This is a genomic window from Amycolatopsis sp. Hca4 (assembly GCF_013364075.1).
In the GTDB taxonomy this organism is placed as follows: Bacteria; Actinomycetota; Actinomycetes; order Mycobacteriales; family Pseudonocardiaceae; genus Amycolatopsis.
Map to the genome: position 1 here is coordinate 4677377 of NZ_CP054925.1, position 21579 is coordinate 4698955.

General features: G+C 72.6%; 23 protein-coding genes. 10 read left to right on the top strand and 13 right to left on the bottom strand.

Going from position 1 to position 21579, the window contains the following annotated elements:
• Window positions 1-108: 108 nt before the first annotated feature.
• Complete coding sequence (locus HUT10_RS20295; RefSeq protein WP_254896953.1) at window positions 109-1416, top strand: glycoside hydrolase family 5 protein; 1308 nt, start codon at window positions 109-111, stop codon at window positions 1414-1416.
• Entirely contained in the window at window positions 1302-1562 is a 261-nt protein-coding gene (locus tag HUT10_RS51120) for an RICIN domain-containing protein (protein WP_254897478.1), read from the top strand. Before HUT10_RS20295 ends, HUT10_RS51120 begins: the two co-directional genes overlap by 115 nt.
• A gap of 372 nt (window positions 1563-1934) precedes the next feature.
• Here the strand turns inward: HUT10_RS51120 and HUT10_RS20300 are convergent, their stop codons facing one another.
• Window positions 1935-2486, bottom strand: a complete 552-nt coding sequence (locus tag HUT10_RS20300; protein WP_176172668.1) for a TetR/AcrR family transcriptional regulator — start codon at window positions 2484-2486, stop codon at window positions 1935-1937.
• Between the two features lie 131 nt (window positions 2487-2617).
• On the opposite strand from HUT10_RS20300, the gene HUT10_RS20305 reads away from it, so the two are divergent.
• Window positions 2618-4069 (top strand): aldehyde dehydrogenase, encoded by a 1452-nt coding sequence (locus HUT10_RS20305; RefSeq protein WP_176172669.1) that lies wholly within the window; start codon window positions 2618-2620, stop codon window positions 4067-4069.
• A gap of 6 nt (window positions 4070-4075) precedes the next feature.
• On the opposite strand, the gene HUT10_RS20310 is transcribed toward HUT10_RS20305, so the two are convergent.
• Entirely contained in the window at window positions 4076-4567 is a 492-nt protein-coding gene (locus HUT10_RS20310) for a carboxymuconolactone decarboxylase family protein (protein ID WP_176172670.1), read from the bottom strand.
• A gap of 71 nt (window positions 4568-4638) precedes the next feature.
• Window positions 4639-4809, bottom strand: a complete 171-nt coding sequence (locus HUT10_RS20315; RefSeq protein ID WP_176169277.1) for a hypothetical protein — start codon at window positions 4807-4809, stop codon at window positions 4639-4641.
• A 64-nt stretch (window positions 4810-4873) separates the two neighbouring features.
• Between HUT10_RS20315 and HUT10_RS20320 the strand changes: the two genes are divergently transcribed.
• Together HUT10_RS20320 and HUT10_RS20325 are read left to right on the top strand one after the other, a co-directional pair.
• Complete coding sequence (locus tag HUT10_RS20320; protein WP_176172671.1) at window positions 4874-5431, top strand: hypothetical protein; 558 nt, start codon at window positions 4874-4876, stop codon at window positions 5429-5431.
• 22 nt (window positions 5432-5453) lie between these two features.
• Window positions 5454-6059 (top strand): GNAT family N-acetyltransferase, encoded by a 606-nt coding sequence (locus HUT10_RS20325; RefSeq protein WP_254896954.1) that lies wholly within the window; start codon window positions 5454-5456, stop codon window positions 6057-6059.
• Window positions 6060-6800: 741 nt separating this feature from the next.
• On the opposite strand, the gene HUT10_RS20330 is transcribed toward HUT10_RS20325, so the two are convergent.
• The 3 genes from HUT10_RS20330 to HUT10_RS20340 form a co-directional block, all read right to left on the bottom strand.
• Window positions 6801-9545 carry an alkaline phosphatase family protein gene (locus HUT10_RS20330; RefSeq protein ID WP_176172672.1) on the bottom strand — a complete coding sequence of 915 codons (2745 nt, stop codon included), beginning with the start codon at window positions 9543-9545 and terminating at the stop codon, window positions 6801-6803.
• Between the two features lie 5 nt (window positions 9546-9550).
• On the bottom strand, window positions 9551-10882 hold the full coding sequence (locus HUT10_RS20335; RefSeq protein WP_176172673.1) for an ABC transporter permease: 1332 nt from the start codon (window positions 10880-10882) through the stop codon (window positions 9551-9553).
• 103 nt (window positions 10883-10985) lie between these two features.
• Entirely contained in the window at window positions 10986-11882 is an 897-nt protein-coding gene (locus tag HUT10_RS20340; RefSeq protein WP_217709773.1) for an ABC transporter ATP-binding protein, read from the bottom strand.
• A gap of 310 nt (window positions 11883-12192) precedes the next feature.
• On the opposite strand from HUT10_RS20340, the gene HUT10_RS20345 reads away from it, so the two are divergent.
• A complete protein-coding gene (locus HUT10_RS20345) occupies window positions 12193-12405 on the top strand; it encodes a DUF5988 family protein (RefSeq protein WP_176172675.1) in 213 nt (70 codons plus the stop codon).
• Window positions 12406-12588: 183 nt separating this feature from the next.
• Here HUT10_RS20345 and HUT10_RS20350 read toward each other — a convergent pair whose 3' ends face one another.
• Entirely contained in the window at window positions 12589-13254 is a 666-nt protein-coding gene (locus tag HUT10_RS20350; protein WP_176172676.1) for a polysaccharide deacetylase family protein, read from the bottom strand.
• Window positions 13255-13256: 2 nt separating this feature from the next.
• Entirely contained in the window at window positions 13257-13922 is a 666-nt protein-coding gene (locus tag HUT10_RS20355) for a glycoside hydrolase family 11 protein (RefSeq protein ID WP_176172677.1), read from the bottom strand.
• 204 nt (window positions 13923-14126) lie between these two features.
• Here HUT10_RS20355 and HUT10_RS20360 point away from each other — a divergent pair, with 204 nt between their 5' ends.
• A complete protein-coding gene (locus tag HUT10_RS20360; RefSeq protein ID WP_176172678.1) occupies window positions 14127-14447 on the top strand; it encodes a hypothetical protein in 321 nt (106 codons plus the stop codon).
• Between the two features lie 41 nt (window positions 14448-14488).
• Here HUT10_RS20360 and HUT10_RS20365 read toward each other — a convergent pair whose 3' ends face one another.
• Window positions 14489-17029, bottom strand: coding sequence for an FtsX-like permease family protein (locus HUT10_RS20365; protein ID WP_176172679.1), 2541 nt, complete (start codon window positions 17027-17029; stop codon window positions 14489-14491).
• Window positions 17023-17763, bottom strand: a complete 741-nt coding sequence (locus tag HUT10_RS20370) for an ABC transporter ATP-binding protein (protein ID WP_176172680.1) — start codon at window positions 17761-17763, stop codon at window positions 17023-17025. The genes HUT10_RS20365 and HUT10_RS20370 overlap by 7 nt, the downstream gene beginning before the upstream one ends.
• Before the next feature lie 118 nt (window positions 17764-17881).
• On the opposite strand from HUT10_RS20370, the gene HUT10_RS20375 reads away from it, so the two are divergent.
• From HUT10_RS20375 to HUT10_RS20385, 3 genes are all read left to right on the top strand, one after another.
• Window positions 17882-19081 (top strand): sensor histidine kinase, encoded by a 1200-nt coding sequence (locus tag HUT10_RS20375; protein WP_176172681.1) that lies wholly within the window; start codon window positions 17882-17884, stop codon window positions 19079-19081.
• The gene (locus HUT10_RS20380) at window positions 19069-19722 is read left to right on the top strand and encodes a response regulator transcription factor (RefSeq protein WP_176172682.1); all 654 of its coding nucleotides are present in this window, start codon (window positions 19069-19071) and stop codon (window positions 19720-19722) included. The genes HUT10_RS20375 and HUT10_RS20380 overlap by 13 nt, the downstream gene beginning before the upstream one ends.
• Before the next feature lie 71 nt (window positions 19723-19793).
• On the top strand, window positions 19794-19988 hold the full coding sequence (locus HUT10_RS20385; protein WP_176172683.1) for a hypothetical protein: 195 nt from the start codon (window positions 19794-19796) through the stop codon (window positions 19986-19988).
• Here the strand turns inward: HUT10_RS20385 and HUT10_RS51125 are convergent.
• The 3 genes from HUT10_RS51125 to HUT10_RS20395 form a co-directional block, all read right to left on the bottom strand.
• Window positions 19964-20110 carry a hypothetical protein gene (locus HUT10_RS51125; protein ID WP_254896955.1) on the bottom strand — a complete coding sequence of 49 codons (147 nt, stop codon included), beginning with the start codon at window positions 20108-20110 and terminating at the stop codon, window positions 19964-19966. The genes HUT10_RS20385 and HUT10_RS51125 overlap by 25 nt on opposite strands.
• On the bottom strand, window positions 20107-21027 hold the full coding sequence (locus tag HUT10_RS20390; protein ID WP_254896956.1) for an MFS transporter: 921 nt from the start codon (window positions 21025-21027) through the stop codon (window positions 20107-20109). Before HUT10_RS20390 ends, HUT10_RS51125 begins: the two co-directional genes overlap by 4 nt.
• A gap of 136 nt (window positions 21028-21163) precedes the next feature.
• Window positions 21164-21526 (bottom strand): HPF/RaiA family ribosome-associated protein, encoded by a 363-nt coding sequence (locus tag HUT10_RS20395; RefSeq protein ID WP_176172684.1) that lies wholly within the window; start codon window positions 21524-21526, stop codon window positions 21164-21166.
• Window positions 21527-21579 lie beyond the last annotated feature (53 nt).

A 21579-nucleotide genomic window follows, 5' to 3' on the forward strand; every position in this document is an offset into this window, starting at 1 on the left:
GACCGATCGTGAGCGTTTCGCTTCGAAAGTATGGCCGCTTTCCGGGGCCGGGTGTTACCAGTGTCTCGGACAACCACGGCTGCGCGAGGATCCGGGAGGAACGAACCGATGAAACGCACCCCATCCGTGTTACGCAGGACGCTGTCCGCGGCATTCCGGTTTTCGGCGCTGGCCGCGCTCGCCGGCGGGTTGCTGACCGCCGTCCCGGCGCAGGCCCAGGCGGCCACGACCGGGTTCAAGGGCGTCAACTGGGCCGACACGCGGGACAACTTCGTCAACGGCACGCTGTACGTGTCCGGGCTCGGCGCTTCGGACACCTACGCGTCGGCGGCCACCGTGGCGGACCAGGTGGTCGGGCAGCTGTACTCGATCACCGGGGCCGACACGGTCCGGATGCCGATCAACGAGCCGACGGTGTCGGGTTACTGGGGCACCTACACCGGCGCGATCGACACCGCGCTCGCCAAGGGCAAGGTGATCCTGGCGTACTGGGCGTACACCGGCGGGAAGCCTGCGGACACCGGCCGGTTCCAGCAGATGTGGGACACCGTCGTCGCCAAGTACGGCAGCAACCCGAACGCCTACTTCGAGGTCGTCAACGAGCCGTACGGTTACGGCACCGCCGACCTGAACAACTTCTACAGCTCCTGGCTGGCCCGGTACCCCGGCGTGCCGCGCGGCCGGGTGATCCTCGACGGCGCCGGACTGGCCCAGAACGTTCCCGCGGTCGGCGGCGACCGGCGGCTCGACGGGACGCTCCTGGCGGCCCACGACTACTCGTTCTTCGCCGGCTACGAAAGCGAAAACGAGTGGGCGGACCACATCGGCGGCTACATCGGCGCGTACGCGGACCGGACCGTCGTCACCGAGTGGGGCGGCCCGATGTCGCCGGGCAGCAAGAACGGCGTGCACTACGACACCCTCGACTACAGCGTCCCGAGCGGGTCGTTCTTCGCCGACTACATCCGCGGTGTCAGCGCGAAACTGAGGAGCCTCGGCGTCGGCAGCGTGTACTGGCCGGGCCTGCGCGACGGCGACTGGTACAGCATGACGACGAAGACCGGCACCGGCGCGGGCATCCGCCTGACGCTGTCGAACCCCAGCGGGCTGACCCGCCTCCGGTACGCCTGGGGCCTCGGCGACGGCGGCGGCACGTACGTCCGGATCGTCAACGCGGCCACCGGCCTCTACATCGACGGCCTGGGCCGGACGTCCACCGGCGCCGGGACGGGCCAGGCCACCGGTGACCCGGGCGCGCCGACCAGCAGTGGATCATCGAGAACGCGGGGAACCGGGTGCGCATCAAGAACCGCGCGACCGGGCTGTACCTCGACGGCGCGGGCCGCACCACGAACGGCGCGGCGGTCGGCCAGTACCCGGCCAGCAGCAGCGGCAACCAGCAGTGGTCGGTGGTGACGGACGCGAACAACGTCCGCATCCGCAACAGCACCACGGGCGAGTACCTCGACGGCATGGGCCGCACGGGCAGCGGAGCGGAACTCGGCCAGTACGCCGACAGCGGCAGCGCCAACCAGCGCTGGCGCATCATCGCCGCCCCCTGACCCCACGACCGGACGGGTCGGCCAACGCACCCGGCCGGTCGACCCGCGCACTCGGCCGGTCGGCCTGCGCACCTAGAGGGTCGACCCGCACACCCGGACAGTCGGCCTGCGCACCTAGAGGGTCGACCCGCGTACCTGGCCGGTCGGCTTGCGTACCTGGCCGGTCGGCTTGCGTACCTGGACAGTCGGCTCGCGTACCTAGGCGGTCGGCTTGCGTACCTGGGCGGTCGGCTTATGCACCCGGGAGGTTGGCCCGTGCGGAGGGCGAGCCGACCCTCCGGGTACGCCAGCCGACCCTCCAGGTACGCCGGCCGACCATCCCGGTACGCAGGCCGGCCCTTCCGGTACGCGAGCCGACCCTCCGGGTGCGGGTTAGGAAGCGTCGGTTTTGCCGAAGGCGCGCAGGAAGGTGTCGACGATGACGTCCGCCGCCTGGGCGTCGCTCAGCTCGGGCAGTTCCCGGGTCGACAGGTGCACCAGTGACCCCAGGACGTTGCCCGGCCAGCGGTCCGGCAGGCCCGGCCGCAGGAACCCCTCGTCGGCCGCCCGCTGCAGGAACCGGTCCACCTCCTCGATCGCCCGCAGGCGGCGGGCCCAGATCTCCGGGTCCGAGCGCATCCGGCTCACCTCGGTCGGCCACGTGCGGTTCACCCCGACGATCCCCTCGACGTACCGGTGCAGGGCCACCGGCACCGGCGCCTCCCGCAGCCGGGCCGCCTCGATCGCCGCTTCGATCGCGTCGAGGCGGGCCTGGTAGACCGCCGCCAAGAGCTCCTCGCGGCCGGTGAACCGGCGGTACACCGTCCGGCGGTCCACCCCGGCCTCCGCGGCGATCGCCGCGATGCTCGTGGCCGGGTCCTCGGCGAGCATCCGGGCGCCCGTGGTGAGCAGCAGTTCCAGGTTGCGTGCGGCGTCGGCTCTCACCCCCGCACCATACCGCCACACCACTGAGGCACTCCGGAGAACTAACGCCCCTGTGCAGTGACTCACAAGCGAGCCCGTTAAGCGCCTCAAGTGCTACGTTGATGTGACAGATAGCGTGTCAGGAGGCAGCAGTGATCACCTACGAAGAACTCTTCATCGGCGGCACGTGGACCGCCCCGAGCAGCGCCGAGCTGCTGGACATCCGGTCCCCGCACGACAACGCGGTCATCGGCCGCGCCGCGCAGGCGCTGCCCGCCGACGTCGACCGCGCGGTCGCGGCCGCCCGGCGGGCCTTCGACGAGGGCCCGTGGCCGCGCACCTCGCCCGCGGACCGGATCGCCGTCGTCCGCAAGCTCGCCGCTCTGCGCGAGAAGCGCGCCGACGAGATCGCCGCGCTCATCTCCGCCGAGAACGGCTCCGCGCTCTGGTTCACCAAGGCGGGCCAGTCCAGCCTGACCCGCCAGGCCGACGCCTACCTGAAGGCGGCCGAGGAGTTCGGCTGGGAGGAAACCCTCGAGCCGTCGGATCCCGCGGCGCCCTTCCGGTCGGTCGTGCGCCGGGAAGCGATCGGCGTGGTCGCCGCGGTCATCCCGTGGAACTCGCCGTTCTCCTCGGCGTCGGCGAAGATCATCCCGGCGCTGCTCGCCGGCAACACCGTCGTCCTGAAGGTGTCGCCGGAGAACTCGCTGAGCATGAACCTCCTCGCGGAGCTGCTCGCGGAGGCCGGCCTGCCCGACGGCGTCATCAGCGTCCTGCCCGCCGACCGCGAGACCAGCGAGTACCTGGTCAAGCACAGGGGAGTCGACAAGGTCGCCTTCACCGGCTCGACCCGCGCCGGGCGCCGCATCGCGTCGCTGGCCGGTGAACAGCTCAAGCGGGTCAGCCTCGAGCTCGGCGGCAAGTCGGCGATGCTCGTCCTGCCCGACGCCGACCTCGGCGCGGCGATCCAGGGCGTCAAGTTCGGTTCCCTGCTCAACAACGGCGAATCCTGCATCGCGCAGACGCGCGTCCTCGCGCCGCGCGCCCGCTACGACGAGGTGGTCGCCGGGCTGAAGGACCTGGTGGAGTCCCTCGGCGTCGGCGACCCGGCCGACGACCGGACGTTCATCGGCCCGATGATCCGCCGCGATCAGCAACAGCGCGTCCTGGACTACATCCGCCTCGGCATCGAGGAGGGCGCGCGGCTCGTCACCGGCGGCCCGGAAGTCCCGCCGGGCCTGGAAAGCGGCAACTACGTCACGCCGACGCTGTTCGCCGACGTCGACAACACCATGCGCATCGCGCGGGAGGAGATCTTCGGCCCCGTCCTGGTCGTCATCGCCTACGACGACGAGGACGACGCCGTCCGCCTCGCCAACGACTCGGAGTACGGCCTCTCCGGCGGCGTGTGGTCGGCGGACCCGGCCCACGCGCTCGCCGTCGCCCGCCGCGTCCGCACCGGCACGGTCACCGTCAACGGCGCCCCGATCGGGTTCGACGGCCCGTTCGGCGGCTTCAAGGCCAGCGGCCTCGGCCGCGAGTACGGCGCCGTCGGGCTCGGCACCTACACCGAGTACAAGACGATCACCGTGCCCGCCCGCTGACCGCGCTCAGCCGCGGTCGGTCATGGCGGCGAACATCCCGGGCTCGTAGGACCCGCCCTTCTGGTGCACGATCACGGCGAGCCGGTTGGCGGCGTTGATCAACGCGACCAGCGACACCAGCGCGGCGACCTGCTCGTCGTCGTGGTGTTCGCGCACGCGCGCCCAGGTCTGGTCGGACACGCCTTCGGCGGCGTCGGCGAGCCGGGTGCCCTCCTCGGCCAGCGCGAGCGCGGCCCGCTCGGCCTCGGTGAAGACGGTCGACTCCCGCCAGGTGGCGACGAGCGCGAGCCGGACGGCCGTCTCCCCGGCCGCGGCGGCCTCCTTGACGTGCATGTCGACGCACCAGCCGCACCCGTTGATCTGGCTGGCCCGCAGGCTGACGAGCTCCCGGGTGGCCGACGGCAGCGGCGAGCGGTCGATGACCTGCCCGAGGCTCGCGAACCGCTTGGCGAGCCGGGAGCCGGTTTCGGTGCCGAACAGGTCGAGGCGTGTGTCCATGGTTTCGTACCTCACTCGTGTCGTCGGGGTGGAACGCCCTCAAGACACCGGTGCGGCGGAGTTCGTGACAGTCAGGGGCGCGGATCGGCCACCTGGAGTTCGACGCGGTGCCGCAGGTGGTCGTCGGCGGAGGTCCGTGCGAGGTGCACGGCTTCGGCGACCAGCGGGTGCAGTTCGGCCGGGCCGAGCGTGAGCCCGGGCAGGAGTGCCCGGTCCGTCGGCCCGGACGATCCCGTCGTCACCGGACGTATCACCGCCCGGTCCCGCGCGCTCGGAAGGGTGCTACGGATCGAGGAAGGAACCGATATGTCCACTACGTTTTCCGGGCTCCGGCGCCGTTGGGGCGGCGTGACCCTGGCCGCCGTCCTGTCCGCCGCGCTGCTGACCGCCACAGCGGGGGTGGCGCACGCGTCGCTGTCGCAGGTGCAGGACGGCTTCGAGGTCAACCCGCAGGGATCGTGGCTGGTGGCGACCGGCGGGGCGGCGTCGGCCGGGTTCGACGTCGGGGCGGGCACCGCGCGGTCCGGCCGGAACAACGGCTGGCTGTTCGCCACCAACGGCTGGGCGTTCGAGGGTTTCTGGGTGCCGACGAACTCGGTGCCGGGCTACGCCCAGTGCGCTTCGCAGTTCTACATGCAGACGGCGGGCGGGGCGCAGGTCGGCATCGAGATCTGGGACGCCAACGCGCACCTGCTGTACAGCACGTACCCGTGGCTCAACGGCAGCGGCGCGTACCAGGCGGTCAACACCGCCCGCTGGAACCTCAACGGCGTCAACCCGGTGTTCGTCAAGGCGATCATCGGGGCGAACGGCTCGTCGAAGTTCGTCCGGCTCGACGACATGACCACGCAATGCTATTGGTGACCGGGATGTACCATCACTGCCGATGAGCTGGGCGGGGTGGAAGGTGCGGTTGCGGGAGGTCCGCCCGGCGGATCACCGCACCCTGATCGGCTTCGACCGCGCGTCCGACCGCCAGCTCGGCGGCTACCGCCACTGGGCGACCCACCGGGACACCACGGGCGACGACTTCCACTTCGCGATCGAGACCCTGCACAACCGCACGCTGGTCGGGTCGATCTGGATCCAGGCCGACCCGGCCAGGGGCCACTTCAGCTACGGCATCGGCATCGGAGCCCAGTACCGCCGCTGCGGCTACGCGGCGGACGCGGTGACGGTGTTGCTGGCGTACATGTTCGAGCTGCGGCGGTACCGCAAGTGCGAGGTCAGCATCAACGGGAGCAATTTCGCTTCACTGGCGTTGCACGGGGAGCTGGGTTTCCGCGAGGAGGGCCGCCCGAGGGACACGGAGCTCAGCCGCGGAGAAGTCCGCTACCCGGTCCTGATGGGTTTGACGGCGGCGGGGTTCGCCGAGCACCAGCCGGCATTCATCGCGGCACGGGGCCCGGCGCGGCCGTTGCGGGGACGGCATTGGCGCACGCCGCGGCGAGGACGGCACTGGCGCGCGGATCACCTGCGGCCGGCCCGCTGAGCGGTTCCGTCCGGTTGGGGCTGCGCCGAATGCGGTAGCTCGCCATCGGAACACCACCGGCGGGTTGGGGCCACGCCGGTCCGGATGCGGTGGCCCGCCACGCGAACACCACCGGCCGCTAGGGCCGGCGAGGCCGTAACCGGCTCCTACCAACCCAACCCACTGCCCTGCCCGAGCCCGCCCTGCCCGGGCCCGGGCCGGGCAGGGCAGGGCAGGGCAGGGCAAGGGCTGGGCGAGATGAGGGAGGCGAGGCGGGGGCGGCAGGCCGGGGCGGGCTGACCGAGATGAAGCAGGGCAAGCCGAGGCGGAGCCGGGCGAGATGGAGCGAAGCGGGGCCAGGCCGGCACGCCGGGCCGGGCTGACCGAGATGAAGCAGGGCAAGCCGAGGCGGAGCCGGGCGAGATGGAGCGAAGCGGGGCCAGGCCGGCACGCCGGGCCGGGCTGACCGAGATGAAGCAGGGCAAGCCGAGGCGGAGCCGGGCGAGATGGAGCGAAGCGGGGCCAGGCCGGCACGCCGGGCCGGGCTGACCGAGATGAAGCAGGGCAAGCCGAGGCGGAGCCGGGCCGGGCGGAGCTGGCCTGGCCTGGGCTGACCCGCCCGGGACAAGGCTTGGCCGAGCTTGCTGGCGGCGGCCCCGAGCGGGCCGGCCCTGGGCTGGGGCCGGCTGAACTGAACTGAACTGAGCACGATGATCGACCGGCAAACCGGGAGGCCCCGCACAGGAGCCTCCCGGTCACCGATCAGCCGTCCGACTCCGCCGACGGCAGGAACGCGCCCGGCACCTGCTCCGGAGTGACCACCTGGCTCTCCCCCGGATAAGGCACCTGCCACCCGTGCGTCTGGTACCACGTGAAGTGGTTCATCTGCGCCGGGTTGGCGTAGTCGGCTACCGCGTCCGGGCCGGTCAGCTGCTGGTGCGTCGTCCACTCCTGCCACTGCGCCGCCACCTCGCGCTTGCCCGCCGGCACCGCGGACGACGGCACCGGCGCGGCCGCCGGGTCGGGCGGGGCCGGGGTGTCCGCTCCGCAGGGGGGCTGGGTGGCCAGGCCCGCCGTCAGGGATGTCCGGTTCGGGACCGCCGTGAACGGCGTGTAGTCCGGCTTCGACGTGAACGCCGCGCTCATCGGTGTCGCCGCGCTGTCCTTCTGGTTCATCGGCTTGACCCCGAGGATCTGCTCGATCGTGCGGATCATCGTGATCTGCGAGTAGTAGTGGCTGTCGACCACGCCGTGCCGCGCGTACGGGCTGATGATCTGCACCGGCGCCCGGTGCCCGTCGACGTGGTCCAGCCCGGCCTGCGAGTCGTCCTCGACGACGAAGATCGCCGAATCCTGCCAGTACGGGCTGTGCGAGATCTCGTCGACGATCCGGCCGACCGCGAGGTCGTTGTCCGCGACCTGGGCGGCCGCGTTCGGCGGGCCGCCGGTGTGGTCGCTGGAGAGCCAGAACATGTTCAGGTTCGCCGGCCCGTGCTTCTCGAAGTCGTCCTTCCAGATCTGGTAGCGGTAGACGTCCGGCACCGACGTGTCGAACTTCGGGAAGCCCGGCACCGAAACGTCGTTCAGCGAAGGGATCGGCGACGACGAAACCAGCGGGTACGCGCTCGGCTCCCCGGTCGCGGCCATGTTCTTGGCGTCGCAGTAGAGGTTCTGCCAGCTCGCGCCGGCCGGCTTGGTGAGGAACTGCTGGAACTCCCCGAAGTCCCGCACCGACTTCCCGGCCGCCTGCGCGCCGGTCCAGAGGAACCCCGTGCTCTGGTGGCCGAGCGCGTCGTCCTCGGTGTCGTAGCTGCGCAGGTACTCCCCCGCCGACGACTCGGTGTACTCGGGGTTGTCGGCCTGCATCAGCCAGTTGTGGCCCTCGGCGGAGTTCGTGCCGATGTCGTAGGTGTTGTCGTACAGCCCGAACTGGCGTGCCAGCGCGTGCTGGTTCGGCGTGACGTTCTCGCCGAACTGCGTCACGCTCGGGTCGCCGTTGCCGCGCGGGTCGTCGCCGAACACCTGGTCGTAGGTGCGGTTCTCCTTGACCAGCAGGAAAACGTGCTTGATCGTCGACGGGTCGCCGAGCCGCGCCGGGACCGGCACCGGACGGCGGTGGCCGTCGTCGTGGGCCACCTGGACCGAACCGGGCGTCCAGCCGTTCTGCCGGAAGACGCGGTCGGTGTACCCGCGGATCGCCGGGTCGGCGGGCAGCCGGAACTTCTGCAGGCTCGACGTCGTGTCGTGGGTGCCGTGCCCGGCCGCGGTGGTCGGGCGGCGGGCGTCGACACCGCGGGTGTTCGAGACCAGGACGTCCTGGCCGGCGGCGGCGATCGCCGTCGGGAAGTAGTCCGTCGGCAGCAGGCCGACGTAGCTCACCGGCTCCTGCGCCCGGTGGTAGCGGTAGACGGCGACGGCGTTGGCGCGCCCGAGCGTCACCAGCAGGTGGCCGTCACCGGTGAGGGCGACGCCGTCGGGCTCGTAGCCGACCGCCGCCTCCGGCCACGGCTGGGTCGCGATGGTCTGGACCACCTGGTCGCGGCCGGTGTCGATGACCGAAACCGTGTCGCTCGCGGTGTTGGTGACGAACAACGCGCCGTCCTTGGCGTACACCGCGGTCGGGTGCAGGCCGACATCGATGCTCTTCGGCGCGGCGGCCGGGTGCGCCAGGTCGACGACGCTGACCGTGCCGCTGGTGGTCGCACCGGTGAACCGGCTGGCGGGCACCTGGGTGTTGTAGGAGTTCAGCGTCGGCTCGCCGGGCCGCGCCTGCCGCCCGCCTTCGTTGCTGACGTAGAGCTTGCTGCCCACGCGGACCAGGTCGCGCGGGGCGTTGCCGACGGCCCAGCTCTGCTCGATCGCCCCGGTCACGGCGTCGAGCGCGACCACCCGGTTCTGGCCGTTGACCGCGGAGTACACAGTGGACCCGTCGGGCGAGAACACCGCCTGGGCGACCAGCGCGTGCTTCGGGCCGTCCGCGGGGATCTTGACCGCCACCGGGGCCGCGACCGTGCCGTCGGGGTTGACCGTGAACCGGGTGTAGCCGTCGGTCTGGGCCAGCCACAGCGTTTTGCCGTCCGGGGAGTACGACGGGCCTTCCTGGCCGACGTCGTTGCCGGGGATGCGCAGGTTCGCCGTCGCGGAGTTGCCGACGAGCTGCTGCACCTTCCAGCTCTTGAGGTCGACGACGGTGAGCGCGATCCCGCCGTCGGTGGTCAGCGCGGCGAGGTGGCTGCCGTCGGGGCTGACCGACGACGCCATGATCTTGCCGCCCGGCACGACCAGCCGGTCCCCGATCGGCTGGATGTACTGGTCGGCGGCGACCACCTGGCCCTGGCCGGTGACCTGGCCGACCTGGTCTTCGCCGAACTGCCGCGTCGACGCGACACCGACGCCGGTGCCGGTCGCGACCAGCACGAGCGTGACCGAGCCCGCCGTCGCGAACCGGAACCGGTGGTGGCGGCGGCGGTCCTTCCCGGGCCGCCGCCTGCGGCGTGTCACCTGCATGGATCTCATCCCTTCGGGTTGGCCGAGGCGAGCAGGTCGACGTCGGCGTCGAACTGCCAGAGCGGGTTGGGCTGGTCGCCGGCGGGGGTCCGCACCTGGAAGTAGCCGTTGACCTCCTTCGGCCCGTCGCCGTCGGCGACGTACCGGCCGTCGGCGGTGACGTCCAGCTGGTAGATCGCCGAGCCGGTGGCGGTGAGGCCGGGCAGGTGCCAGGTCACTACGCAGCGCCAGTCGTTGCCCGGCCCTTCGGGGGCGACCAGGCCGTCGCCCTTGGTGCACGCGGCCGTGGCCGCCAGCTGCGCTTCGGTGACGTCCGGGCGGTGCAGCTGGGCGGCCTGCAGGCGGTAGAGGTGCGCGAACGCGGTGGCCACCGACTGCTGCACCTTGTCCTGGGTGATCCCGGAGCCCAGCGCGGGCGTCGCCACGGCGACGATCCCGGCGGTGGCGCCGAAGAGCACGACCAGCGGGAGCGCGGCGAGCGCCCGGCGGCCCGTGCCGTCGTGCGCGGCGTTGGTGAAGTCGCGGCGCACGAACTGCCGGTACGCGAGCGCGGTCGCGGCCACGGCCCAGGCGAGGCTGACGCCGACGGCGACCAGCAGCGGCCCGAGCTGCGCGGGATCGGTGAACAGGCCGTTCCACGCGATGAAGGCGTAGCTGGGCAGGGCCAGGCGCACGGCGACGGGCAGCGGGAGCAGCTGGGCGAGCGCCATGGCGAGTGCGACGACGGCGGGCAGCAGCAGACCCATCGGCGACCGTCCCCAGAGGACGGACCCGAGCAGCCCGATGGCGGCCAGCGCCAGCGTGGGGGCGAGCACGCTCACCCAGGCGAGGAGGACCGTGGCGGCCGCGTCCCCGGGGGTGAGCAGGTGCCCGTCGAAGCCGACGAGCGCCCGGTTCCCGGCGGTGAGCAGGCCGCCGGCGGTGGCGGAGACGGCCATCCCGGCCACGAGCACGAGCAGGACGGTGAGGCTGGCCAGCGCTTTCGCGGCGAAGAGCCGTCCCGTGGACCGGACGGCGACGAGCAGGTGCCGCCAGGTTCCGAGCCGGTCTTCGGCGGCGAAGACATCCCCGGCGACGACGGAAGTGAGCAGTGGAAGGGCGTAGGTGCCGGCGAAGCCGAGCATCACGAGCGGGCCGGCCCACCCGGTGGCGTTCATCCACCGGCCGAAGAGGGTGTCGACGGGCAGCGAGCTCTGTTCACCGACGGCGGCGACGAAGACGGCGGGCGCGAGCCAGCAGGCGAGAACGAGCAGCCGGATGCGCCAGGCGGCGAAGAGCTTGACGAGCTCGAAGCGGTAGATGCGCGCGAGAGGGACGGGCCGGGTGGGTGCGGTCATCGGAGAGCCTCCTGCCGAGCGAGTGCAAAGAACGCCGCCTCGAGCAGCGACCCGAGCGCTGAGCAGCAGGAACGCGAGAACCCAACGGCCGGAGCGAGTGCGGTCATCGAAGGGCCTCCTGCCCGGTCAGCGCGAGGAACGCCGCCTCCAGCGGGGACACGACCGGCGCGAGCTCGCGGACCGCGATCCCCTCCCGGCCCAGCCGCAGCACCAGTTCGTCGAGCGCAGGCACCAGCGCGCGCACGACCACCCCTTCGCCGTCCCCCGGTGCGTCCACGAGCCGGATCCCCCGCATCTCCCCGAGCACCCGCCGCGCGGCCGCCGGGTCCGCGGTCCGCAGGCGGTAGGCCAGCTCGCCGTTCTCCGCCGAAAGCTTGGCCAGTGGTCCGGTGAACACCACGCGGCCGGTCGCCAGGATCGTCACCTCCGCGCACAGCGCCTCGAGGTCGTCCATCCGGTGGCTCGACAGCACCACCGCCGTGCCGCCGTCGGCCAGGCGCTCCAGCACGCCGTGGACGTGCCTCTTGCCCGCCGGGTCGAGGCCGTTGGCCGGCTCGTCGAGGACCAGGAGCCGGGGCGAGGTCAGCAGGGCCGCCGCCAGGCCGAGGCGCTGGCGCATGCCAAGGGAGAAGCCGCGGACCCGGTCGTCGGCGACGTCGGCCAGCCCCACCTCCTCGAGGACCGTTCCGACCGGGTGGCCGCCGAGCTTCGCCAGTGCCGCCAGGTTCTGGCGCGCGGTGAGCGACGGGTACAGCCCCGGCCCGTCGACGAACCCGGCGACGCCCTCGGGGGCGGCGAGCGCCCGGCCGACGGGCGTCCCCAGGATCTCCAGCCGTCCTTCGTCGGCGACGGCCAGGCCCAGCAGCAGGCCGAGCAGCGTCGTCTTGCCCGCGCCGTTCGGGCCGGCCAGGCCGTGGATCCGGCCCGGTGCCACGTCGAAGTCGATGCCGTCGAGGGCGACGACGTCGCCGAAGCACTTGGTGATCCCGCGGGCTCTCACTGCCAGAGGTGCGTCCACGCGAAGAAACTTAGGTACCGCAAATGACGGGGGCGGGGGACGGAAGTGAACGCTGCGGGAACGGCGGCCGACCGGCCGTCGCCGGACCGGTGAAATGTCCGAGTTAACCGGCACCTTGCCTTGGCGACGGCCGCCACCCCTGCCCGGCTTTGCCGTCAACCCCTATTTTCCGGCAATTCCAGAGCGACCCCGAATAGGAGGCGCGAATCTTGACACGCCATTCCGGGCTCAGGCATCGTCGAGAGACGAAGGACACATTTCCCGCGCCGACCGAATCACGGGAGAAGGAATCATGCCCCAGATCAAGGTGACGCTTTCCGGTGGTCCCGCCGAACTGACCGAACGCCACCGCGAGTGGACGGTCGCCAGCATCGGCGAAGTCGCGAAGGTGAGCTTCGGCGCCGGCTACGAGCACTTCTCCCACGACGGCGAGTTCACCACGTCCAGCAGCGGCGACCGCGTCCCGGTGTTCGCCTGGTGCGGCCGCACCCGCGTCGCCGAGTGATCCACCCGGGCGCCGGACCCGTTTCCTTTCCGGCGGAACCATCCGGAAACGAAAACCGGGAACGAAGCGCTCGTTTCCGCGCGTTCGCCATGAAGAAGCCACGCCGCGGGGCGGCCCGGCCGCGTCCTTTGTGGAGGATCAGTTGGTGGCGCGGCGGGGTGCAACCGCCGCGCCACCGCACCGTCAGCCCGGGGCGACCGCCCGCCCCGTCTGCGGCGATATCATCCCGGCGCAGAGGCCGCGGCTCGCGAGCGTCTGCGCGATGCGCGGGATGGCGGACAGGGTGTTGGCCGGCCACTCGTGCATCAGGATGACCTGGCCGTTGCCGAGCCGGGCGTTGGCCTGGACGATCGCGTCGACGCTCGCGTTGTTCCAGTCACCCGAGTCGACGTCCCAGATCACCTGGCGGAGCCCGTAGCGGGACGCCACCGACTGGACCGTCGCGTTCGTTTCCCCGTACGGCGGGCGGAACAGCCGGGGCGTGCCGCCCCCGGCGGCCGAAATCGCCTGCTGGGTACGGGAAATCTCCGAATCCACCTGCGCCTGGCCCAGCTGGGTGAGGTGGGGGTGGGTGTAGCTGTGGTTGCCGACCCACATGCCCGCGCTCGTCTGGGCGCGGACCTGCGCCGGGTACGCGGCCGCGTACTGGCCTTCGTTGAACATCGTCGCCCGCAACCCGTTCTGCCGCAACGCGTTCAGGATGGCCGGGGTGTGGGCGTTCGACGGCCCGTCGTCGAAGGTCAGGCCGACGTACCCGTTGCAGGCGGCCGCGTGCGCCGCCGGCGTGACGGCGATGGTGCTCGCCACGGCGAGGGCGGCCGTGGCCAGGAAAGTGCTCCAGCGGCGCATGGTCACCCCACCGTGATGTTCGAGTTGCCGCTGCTCTGGTAGCCCTCGGTCGCCAGAATCATGTAGTAGTTGAAGCTGCCGAGGGGCATGCCCGCGCGGCCCCAGGCGTCGAAGTGGTTGCCGGTGGTGATGCTGCCGCCGGTGCGGCGCTGCTGGCGGACGCTCCAGTACTGGTTGAACGTCTTGTTGCCTTCGACGGACGGCGCGTTGTAGCGGGTCGTCTGGTAGATGTCGTAGGTGCCGCCGTCGCTGGTGACCGAGCCCTTGTACGTCCCGGTCGGGCGCCAGCTGCCCCAGTTGTCGACGATGTAGTACTCGACGAGCGGGTTGGACGTCCAGCCGTAGAGCGCCAGGTAGCTGTTGCCGGAGGGGTTGAAGCTGCCGGAGTAGTTCACCGTCCGCCGGCTGCCGTTGCTCCAGCCCTTGCCGGCGACGAAGTTGTTGACGTTGCTCCAGTTGGTCCGGTAGTTGCCACCGGAAGAGAGCGTCATGGAGACCGAGCCACCGCCGGCGGTCCAGAACGAGTAGTAGTACCCGTTGTCGGTGCCCGTCCGGTTGGACGTGATGACCGTGTCGGCCCATGCGGTCCCGGGCAGGAACGCCGCGATCAGCGCGAGGACGGCGCCGCCGGCGAACATCCTGCTGCGGCCGCGTTTCTTGGTGAGCATGCTTCCTCCTCGTCGAGGCTGGCAGGCAAGCCAGGATGGCAAAAGCATGCGAGCAGGGCCGCTGGCCGGGCAATCACTTTCGGAAAGTTTCGATGCTCCCGCGGACCGGGATCCGCGTCAACCCCTAGGAATTGAGGGGCATTTCCGCACCCCGGAAAGCGCTAGCGTCGGTACCGCACTGTTTCACGCACAACGGGGGGTTCCATGAAACGCATTGCGGTGGCGGCCGTGCTCGGCCTGGCCTTGACGGCCGTGCCCGCGGGCACGGCGTCCGCGTCGGCGCAGGTCACCTGCGGCAACTACGCCACGCAGGGCGCGTCCGGCCCGAACGCGCGCGACTACTACTGGGGCAACTGCGGTTCCGCCGCCACGAAGATCGAGGTGTGGGGGCTGGCCTACGGCGGCGGCGTCCGCGCCAAGCAGGGCGAGACGTGCGTGCCCGCGGGCACGGCGGTGCTGATCGGACGGACGACCCAGTACCTGGTCACGTCCTTCGAAGGCGTGGACACCCACACGGCCTGCTGACCCGCGGGCGGGGTGGGCCGGCCCGGCCCACCCCGCTCCCGTCATTCGCGGACGCCGATCGCGTCGATCGGCCGGGCGCGCAGCGCCACCGACGTGGCCACCCCGATCGCCACCATCCCGAGCGCGGCCGCGCCGGCGATGATTCCCAGGTAGACGGACGGCGGGCCGGCCGGGACCGGGTTGCCCCGCAGGCCGAAGTTGAGCAGGGCCAACGGGATCAGCGCCACCAGCGTGCCGAGCACGAGCGCGATCCCGACCGTGGTCACCGCTTCGAGCCGCATCATCCGGGTCACCTGGCGGCGGGTCGTGCCGACCAGCCGCAGCAGGGCGAACTCGCGGCCGCGCTGCGCGGTGGTCAGTACCAGCGTGTTGGCCACCGAAATCGCCAGGTACCCGACGATCACGCCGGCCGCGACCAGGTTGAGGTAGAACTGCGCCTGGCGTTCGCCCCCTTCCGGGGCGGCGAGCACCGAGGCCGGTGCCAGCACCAAACCGGGGTAGGGCAACGCGCTCAGCGCCGAAGCCACCGCGTCCGCGTCGGCGCCGGGCTGCCGCCGGACCAGCACGGAGTCGTCCAAGCGGCCGCCGACGTGCTCACGGGCCAGCGCGACCGGCAGCACGAAGTCGCCGAAGGCCAGGTCGTGCGTGTAGGTGGCGACCAGCCGCACCTTCGCCGGGACGCCGTCCCCGAAGTAGAACTCCACTTCGTCGCCGAGCTCCTTCTCCAGCCAGTCGGCTTCCGAGCGGCTCAGCGCCACGGTGTCGCCGGTCAGGTCGGCGAGCCGCCCGGCGTCGACGCCCAGCTCGAGGGCGGCCCCGGCCCGGTCGCCCGCCAGGCCCTGCGCCGGGGTCCGCTGGACCTCGACGCTGTCGCCCACCGGCGTCGCGGTGATCACGGACGTGCGGACCACCGGCGTCGCCGCCGCGACCCCGGGCACCCGCCCGGCCGCCTCGGCCACCAGGGGCGAGACGCCGCCCGGGGCGCTCAGCACGTAGTCGGCGGTCGTCGACCGCGCCGACTCCTGCTGGGCGGCCGCGGTCATCGCGGTCGGCCCGTAGAAGGTGGCGAGCGCGAACGCCACGGCCAGCATCAGCGGGGTCACCGCCGCCGCGACCCGCCGGGCGTTGGCGTGCGCGTTCGCCCCGGCGAGGTAGCCGCTGATCCGCCAGACCCTCCCCAGCACCGGGACCAGAACCCGCACCACCAGCCCGGTCACCTGCGGCCCGACCACGGCCAGCCCGATGACGACGACCAGGGTGGCCATGGTCGAGATCGCGGCGGCGATGTCCCCGTGCAGGAAGAGCGGGACGAACGCGCCGCCGACGCCGGCCAGCACCAGGCCCCAGCCGGTGAGCAGCCGGACCCGGCCGAGCTCACGGCGTTCCACCGCGGCCTCGCCCAGCGCCTCCACGGGCCGGATCGACGACGGCCGCCGCGACGCCGCCCAGGCCGCCAGCCGGGCCGCGCCCAGGCCGAGCAGGACCGCGGCCAGCAGCGGGAGCGGACTGATCGCCAGCCCGAAGTCGGCCGGGATCACACCGATCGCGGCGAACGCGTCCCGCAGGCCACCGGCGACCGCCAGGCCCAGCCCGCTGCCCAGCAGGCCGGCGACCAGCGCGATCAGCGTCGTCTCGGTGCCGATGAGCTTGCGGATCTGCCGCGGGGTGGCCGCGACCGCGCGCAGCAGCGCGAACTCCCGGCGGCGCTGGTTGATGGTCAGCGCCAGCGTGCTCGCCACCACGAACACCGCGACGAGCAGCGCGAACCCGCCGAACGAGCCGGCGATGGCCAGCAGCAGCGTCCGGGTCTGGCTGACGTCGAGGAACTCGATGCTGCTGCGCTCGACGCCGGTGGTGACCTCGGCGCCGCCGGCGACGGCCCGCACCCGCTCGGCGAGCGTCCCGGCCGCCACCCCCGGGTCGGCGAGGACGCCGATCGCGTGCACCTGACCGGGCCGCCCGGCCAGCTCGGCGGCCCGGTCCGGGGCGAAGAACACCGCCGCCTGCCGCGCGGTGCCGTCGACGACCCCGCTCACCTTGAAGGTCGCCGGTCCCGACCGGGTGGTGATCCGCACCCGGCCGCCGATGCCGACGTCGGCCCGGCGCGCCAGGTCGGCGTCCAGCACGACCTCGTCGGCGGTCTTGGGCGCGTCCCCGCCGCGCAGGGTGAACGGCGCCAGCACGGCGGCGTCCCAGTTGTGCCCCAGTGACTCCCGATCGGCGAGCACCCGCCCGTCCCGGGCGACGACCTGCGCCGGGAAGCTCTGCTCGGCGATCGCCGCGCGCACGCCGGGCACCGCGGCGATCCGCCCGGCCAGCGCGGCCGGGACCGGCGGCTGCTCGCCGACCTGCTCGCCCGAGAGGATGTCGGCGCCGGGCGGGCGCACGGTCTGCGCCCCGCCGACGACGACGGCCGCGGCGGCGTAGCGCTGGGTCGGGACGCCGGCCCGCAGGCCGGATTCCATGAGGATCCCGCAGGCGGCGACCAGTGCGGTGCCGCACAGGATGGCGATGAAGGCGCCGGCGAACCCGCCGAGCCGGGTCCGGATCGTCTGCCACGCGATGGCCAGCACGCTCACCACTCCCCGAGGTGCGTCATCCGCTCCGCCACCCGCTCGGGGGTGGGGTGCGGGAGGTGGCCGGCCAGCTTGCCGTCGGCCAGGAAGAGGACGCCGTGCGCGGCGGAGGCCGCGACCGGGTCGTGGGTCACCATCAGCACGGTCTGGCCCATCTGCTCGACGATCGCGCGGAGCAGGTCCAGCACCTGCCGCCCGGTGCGGGTGTCGAGGGCGCCGGTCGGCTCGTCGGCCAGCACCACCTCGGGCCGGGTGACGAGCGCCCGCGCGATCGCCACGCGCTGCTGCTGCCCGCCGGACAGCTCCGCCGGGCGGTGTTCCAGCCGCTTGGCGATGCCGACGCCTTCGACGATCTCCCGCAGCCACTGCGCGTCCGGCTTGCGGCCGGCCAGCCGCAGCGGGAGCGTGATGTTCTGCAGCACGTTCAGCGACGGCAGCAGGTTGTAGGCCTGGAAGACGAACCCGATCCGGGTCCGCCGCAGCTGCGTCAGCTCGCGTTCCTTCAGCCTGCCGATCTCGGTGCCGCCGAGCAGCACCCGCCCCGACGTCGGCCGGTCCAGGCCGGCCGCGCAGTGCAGGAAGGTGCTCTTGCCGGAGCCGGACGGCCCCATCACGGCGGTGAACGTCCCCCGTGCCACCCCGGCCGACACCCCGTCGAGCGCGGTGACCGCGCCGTCGCCGGCGCCGTACACCTTCCGCACCCCGCTCAGTTCCAGCGCATACGCTGTGCTCATTGCCATCCCCTTCGTTGTCTCACAACGAAAACTAGGTCGCCGGGGGCGGCGGATCGATCCCGTGGGGAGGTGGATCGGGGGTAGCGCCAGCGCTACCCCGGTGGTGGGGTGGGACACTGGCGCGGTGACGACCCGCTTGCGCGAGTGCTGGTCGGCGGTTCGTTTCCTCGTGGTCGGCGCCGGCACTTCGCTGCTGTCGATGTTCGCCCTGACCGGGCTGTTCGCCGTGGTCCTGCTGTGCCCGTTCGGGATCGGGATCCCGTCGCTGGCCCCGATGATCCGGCTGGCCCGGAGGCCGGTGGGCGTCGACCGCCGCCGCGCCGCACGCCGGCTCGGCGAACCGATCCCCGAGCCCTACCGGGACGGCCACCCGCTGAAGGACCCGGCCACCCGCCGCGACCTCGCGTGGCTCGCCGTCCACGCGGCGACCGGCCTGGTCATCGGCGCGCTCGCGTTCGGCCTGCCGATCGGCGCCGTCCAGCAGGTCATCACCGTCCTCATTTGGCCGCTGGTGCCCGGCGGGATCGAAGGCTCGCTCGGGATCGTGGTGGATTCCTGGCCGCGGGCCGCGCTGGACCTGCTCGTGGCCGTCGCCATGGGCGTGGCGACGCTGCAGCTGCCGCGCGTGGCCCGCTGGCAGGCCCGCACCGCGCGGAAGCTGCTCGCGCCCGCTCCCGGCGTCGTGCTGGCGGACCGGGTCGCCGAGCTGACCGCGACCCGGGCGGCGGCGCTGGAGGCGCACGGCGCCGAGCTGCGGCGGATCGAGCGTGACCTGCACGACGGCACGCAGGCGCGGATCGCGGCGGTCGTGCTGCAGCTGGGCATCGCGGACCAGCTCTACGACCGCGACCCGGAAACGGCTCGCGACCTGCTGGTCAAGGCCCAGGACACGGCGACCGACGCGCTGGCCGAGCTGCGCACGGTCGTCCGCAGCATCCACCCGCCGCTGCTGAGCGAACGCGGGCTGGCCGGGGCGGTCCGCGCGCTCGCCGAGCGCAGCCCGGTGCCGGTCGCCGTCGACGTCGAGTACGAGGCGGGCCGCCCGGCCGCGGTGGAGGCGGCCGCGTACTTCGTCGTCGCCGAGGCGCTGGCGAACGTCACCAAGCACGCCGATGCGTCCCAGGTGGACATCACCCTCGGCGGCACGGCTTCGGTGGTGCGCCTGGAGATCCGCGACGACGGCCGCGGCGGCGCCGACGAGTCCGGCGGCAGCGGGCTGGCCGGCATCCGCCGCCGGGCGGAAGCCTTCGACGGGACCCTCACCCTGACCAGCCCACCCGGTGGGCCGACCGTGCTGAGAGTGGAGCTGCCATGCGGGTCGTGATCGCCGAGGACGACGCGTTGCTGCGCGAAGGACTCTCCCTGCTGCTGAAGACGGCGGGCATCGAGGTCGCGGCGGCGGTCGACAACGCCGAAGACTTCCTGGCGTTCATCGAGGGCGAGCGGCCGGACGCGGTGGTGATGGACGTCCGCATGCCCCCGACCCACCGCGACGAGGGCCTGCGCGCGGCCGTCCGCGCCCGCGAGATCCACCCGGCGCTGCCGGTGCTGGTGCTCTCGGCGCACGTGGAGACGAGCTACGCGGTGGAGCTGCTCGCCGACGGCGTCGGCGGCGTGGGGTACCTGCTGAAGGAACGCGTCGGCAAGGTGGAGCGGTTCCTGGACGCGCTCCAGCGGGTCGCCAAGGGCGGCACGGCGATGGACCCGGAGGTGATCGGGCAGCTGATGGCCCGTCGCCGGTCGGACCCCTTGGAGTCACTGACGGCCCGCGAGCGCGAAGTGCTGGGGCTGATGGCCGAGGGCTACAACAACAGCACGATCGCCGAGCTCCTGGTGGTCAGCGACGGCGCGGTGCTCAAGCACATCCGCAACATCTTCGCGAAGCTGGGCCTGCCGTCCGACGAAGGAGCGGGGCACCGCCGGGTGCTGGCGGTGCTGGCCTACCTCGGCCGCGATGCGGGGTAGCGCAGGCGCTACCCCGCATCCGGGTGCGCGCGGCATTACGGCTTTCCGCGGGGCGCCTTAGCGTTCACGACATGAACAACGACGAGGTTTCCACGCGTACTGCCGGCCCGATCCTGCTCTGGCTGGTCCTGGTGATCAGCGGAGCCGTCAACGCGGCCGGTCCCCTGCTGGGGCTGGGGTTGCCGGTCCGGATGGTCGCCGGAGTCATCGCCGTCGCGGCGATCGCCGGTCTGGTCGTCCACTACGTCCGGCGCAGGCAGGCGTAGGTCACCAGCGCCGCCGCGACCAACCCCGCGGCCGGCCAGAACGGGTTCGCCACCGTCCCGGCGAGCACCGGCCCCGCTGTCGCCCCGACGTTGAGCGCGGCGGTCGCGTAGGACCCCTTCATCGTCGGCGCGTCCTCCGCCAGGTGCAGGATCCGCGCGATGACCGTGCCCCGACCGCGAACGACAACGCGCCTTGGGTGCAGGCCAGCGCCACGAGCACCGCCGGGACGTGTGCGGTCGACGCCGCCGCGAGCCACCCGGCGAGTAACAGCGGACCTCCGACCGCCACCACCCGGCCGGGCCACCGGTCGGCGAGACGGCCGGCCGCGGTGATCCCGGCGAAGCACCCCGCACCGAACGCGCCGAGCACCACCGGCACCGGGGCGACGCCCGCGGCCACCGTGGCCAGGAACGTGAAGACGCCGAAGGTCGCCGCGTTGACCAGCGCGGCGACCGCGAGCACGCCGGCCACCGGCCGCAGGACCGCGAGTTCGGCCCGCAAGCCGGCCGGCCGGGTGCCCGCCGCGGTGTCGGGGATCCACCAGAGCGCGGCGAACGCGGGCAGGCACAGCAGGGCGACGGCCCAGAACGCCGGCCGCCACCCGAGCAACGACCCACCCGGGACGCCGGCCACGCAGGCCACGGTCGAGCCACCCAGCAGGACGGCAAGCGCCCGGCCGGCCGGGCCGAAAGCGGTCGCGGCCGTCAACGCGACCGCGAGGAACCCGGCGTTGGCGACGGCGGCCACCAGCCGCGTCCCGACCAGGACACCGAACGACGTCGTGAGGCCGCCGACGACGTGCATCGCGACGAAGACGGCGAGGAAGCACAGCAGCGCGGTCCGCCGCCGCCAGGACCGCGCCAGCGCGGCCATCACCGGCGCTCCGGCGACCATCCCGGCGGCGAAAGCGGAAGTCAGGTACCCCGCCTGCGCCGCCGAGACGTCGAAGGCGGCGGCGATCCCGGGCACCAGCCCGGCGAGCATGAATTCGGACGTGCCCATGGCGAACACGGCCAGGGCGAGGAGGAACAACGGCACGGAAGCTCCAGGAGAACACGAGATCGACAGGACGATTTCGTGGTCACCCGGCAACCCGGGAACGGGGGGTTATCGGGCCGCCGGGAAGACCGGCAGCCCGGTCCTGGACGCTTCGGGGCTCGACACGGTGCCGAGACTAGCCGATCTCCGGCTCTTCCGGCGCGGGCATGTGCCGGATGCTGGCACTGCCCTTGTGGTCGTGGGCGCGGTCGTACCGGGTCTCCAGCGCCCGCACCAGCTTGTGCGTCGCCCCGGTGTACGCATCGTCCACAGTGGCCGCGTGGTGGGTCACCGCCACCGGCTGCTTGCCGCCGGGCCGGGCCTCGATCACGCACTTCTTGTCTTCCGGCCCGGCGCCGCCGTCTTCGCCGAGGTGCACCTCCACCCGGGTCAACCAGCCGCCGAACCGGGACAGGCTCTCCTCCAGGCCGGTGGTCACGTGGGCGGCCAGCCGTTCGCCGCCGTGGACGTTGTGGTCGGTGTTGACCTGGATCTGCACGAGCACCCTCCCGTGTGGACAGCGGTTGATGCCGGTCAGTACCACGACCGCCG

Excerpts from the sequence above, each read along its gene's own strand:
- HUT10_RS20295 (WP_254896953.1), top strand. The coding sequence starts at position 109 with ATGAAACGCACCCCATCCGTGTTACGCAGGACGCTGTCCGCGGCATTC.
- HUT10_RS20310 (WP_176172670.1), bottom strand. The coding sequence starts at position 4,567 with ATGGACACACGCCTCGACCTGTTCGGCACCGAAACCGGCTCCCGGCTC.
- HUT10_RS20320 (WP_176172671.1), top strand. The coding sequence starts at position 4,874 with ATGTCCACTACGTTTTCCGGGCTCCGGCGCCGTTGGGGCGGCGTGACC.
- HUT10_RS20325 (WP_254896954.1), top strand. The coding sequence starts at position 5,454 with ATGAGCTGGGCGGGGTGGAAGGTGCGGTTGCGGGAGGTCCGCCCGGCG.
- HUT10_RS20330 (WP_176172672.1), bottom strand. The coding sequence starts at position 9,545 with ATGCAGGTGACACGCCGCAGGCGGCGGCCCGGGAAGGACCGCCGCCGC.
- HUT10_RS20335 (WP_176172673.1), bottom strand. The coding sequence starts at position 10,882 with ATGACCGCACCCACCCGGCCCGTCCCTCTCGCGCGCATCTACCGCTTC.
- HUT10_RS20345 (WP_176172675.1), top strand. The coding sequence starts at position 12,193 with ATGCCCCAGATCAAGGTGACGCTTTCCGGTGGTCCCGCCGAACTGACC.
- HUT10_RS20350 (WP_176172676.1), bottom strand. The coding sequence starts at position 13,254 with ATGCGCCGCTGGAGCACTTTCCTGGCCACGGCCGCCCTCGCCGTGGCG.
- HUT10_RS20355 (WP_176172677.1), bottom strand. The coding sequence starts at position 13,922 with ATGCTCACCAAGAAACGCGGCCGCAGCAGGATGTTCGCCGGCGGCGCC.
- HUT10_RS20360 (WP_176172678.1), top strand. The coding sequence starts at position 14,127 with ATGAAACGCATTGCGGTGGCGGCCGTGCTCGGCCTGGCCTTGACGGCC.
- HUT10_RS20370 (WP_176172680.1), bottom strand. The coding sequence starts at position 17,763 with ATGGCAATGAGCACAGCGTATGCGCTGGAACTGAGCGGGGTGCGGAAG.
- HUT10_RS20380 (WP_176172682.1), top strand. The coding sequence starts at position 19,069 with ATGCGGGTCGTGATCGCCGAGGACGACGCGTTGCTGCGCGAAGGACTC.
- HUT10_RS20385 (WP_176172683.1), top strand. The coding sequence starts at position 19,794 with ATGAACAACGACGAGGTTTCCACGCGTACTGCCGGCCCGATCCTGCTC.
- HUT10_RS51125 (WP_254896955.1), bottom strand. The coding sequence starts at position 20,110 with ATGAAGGGGTCCTACGCGACCGCCGCGCTCAACGTCGGGGCGACAGCG.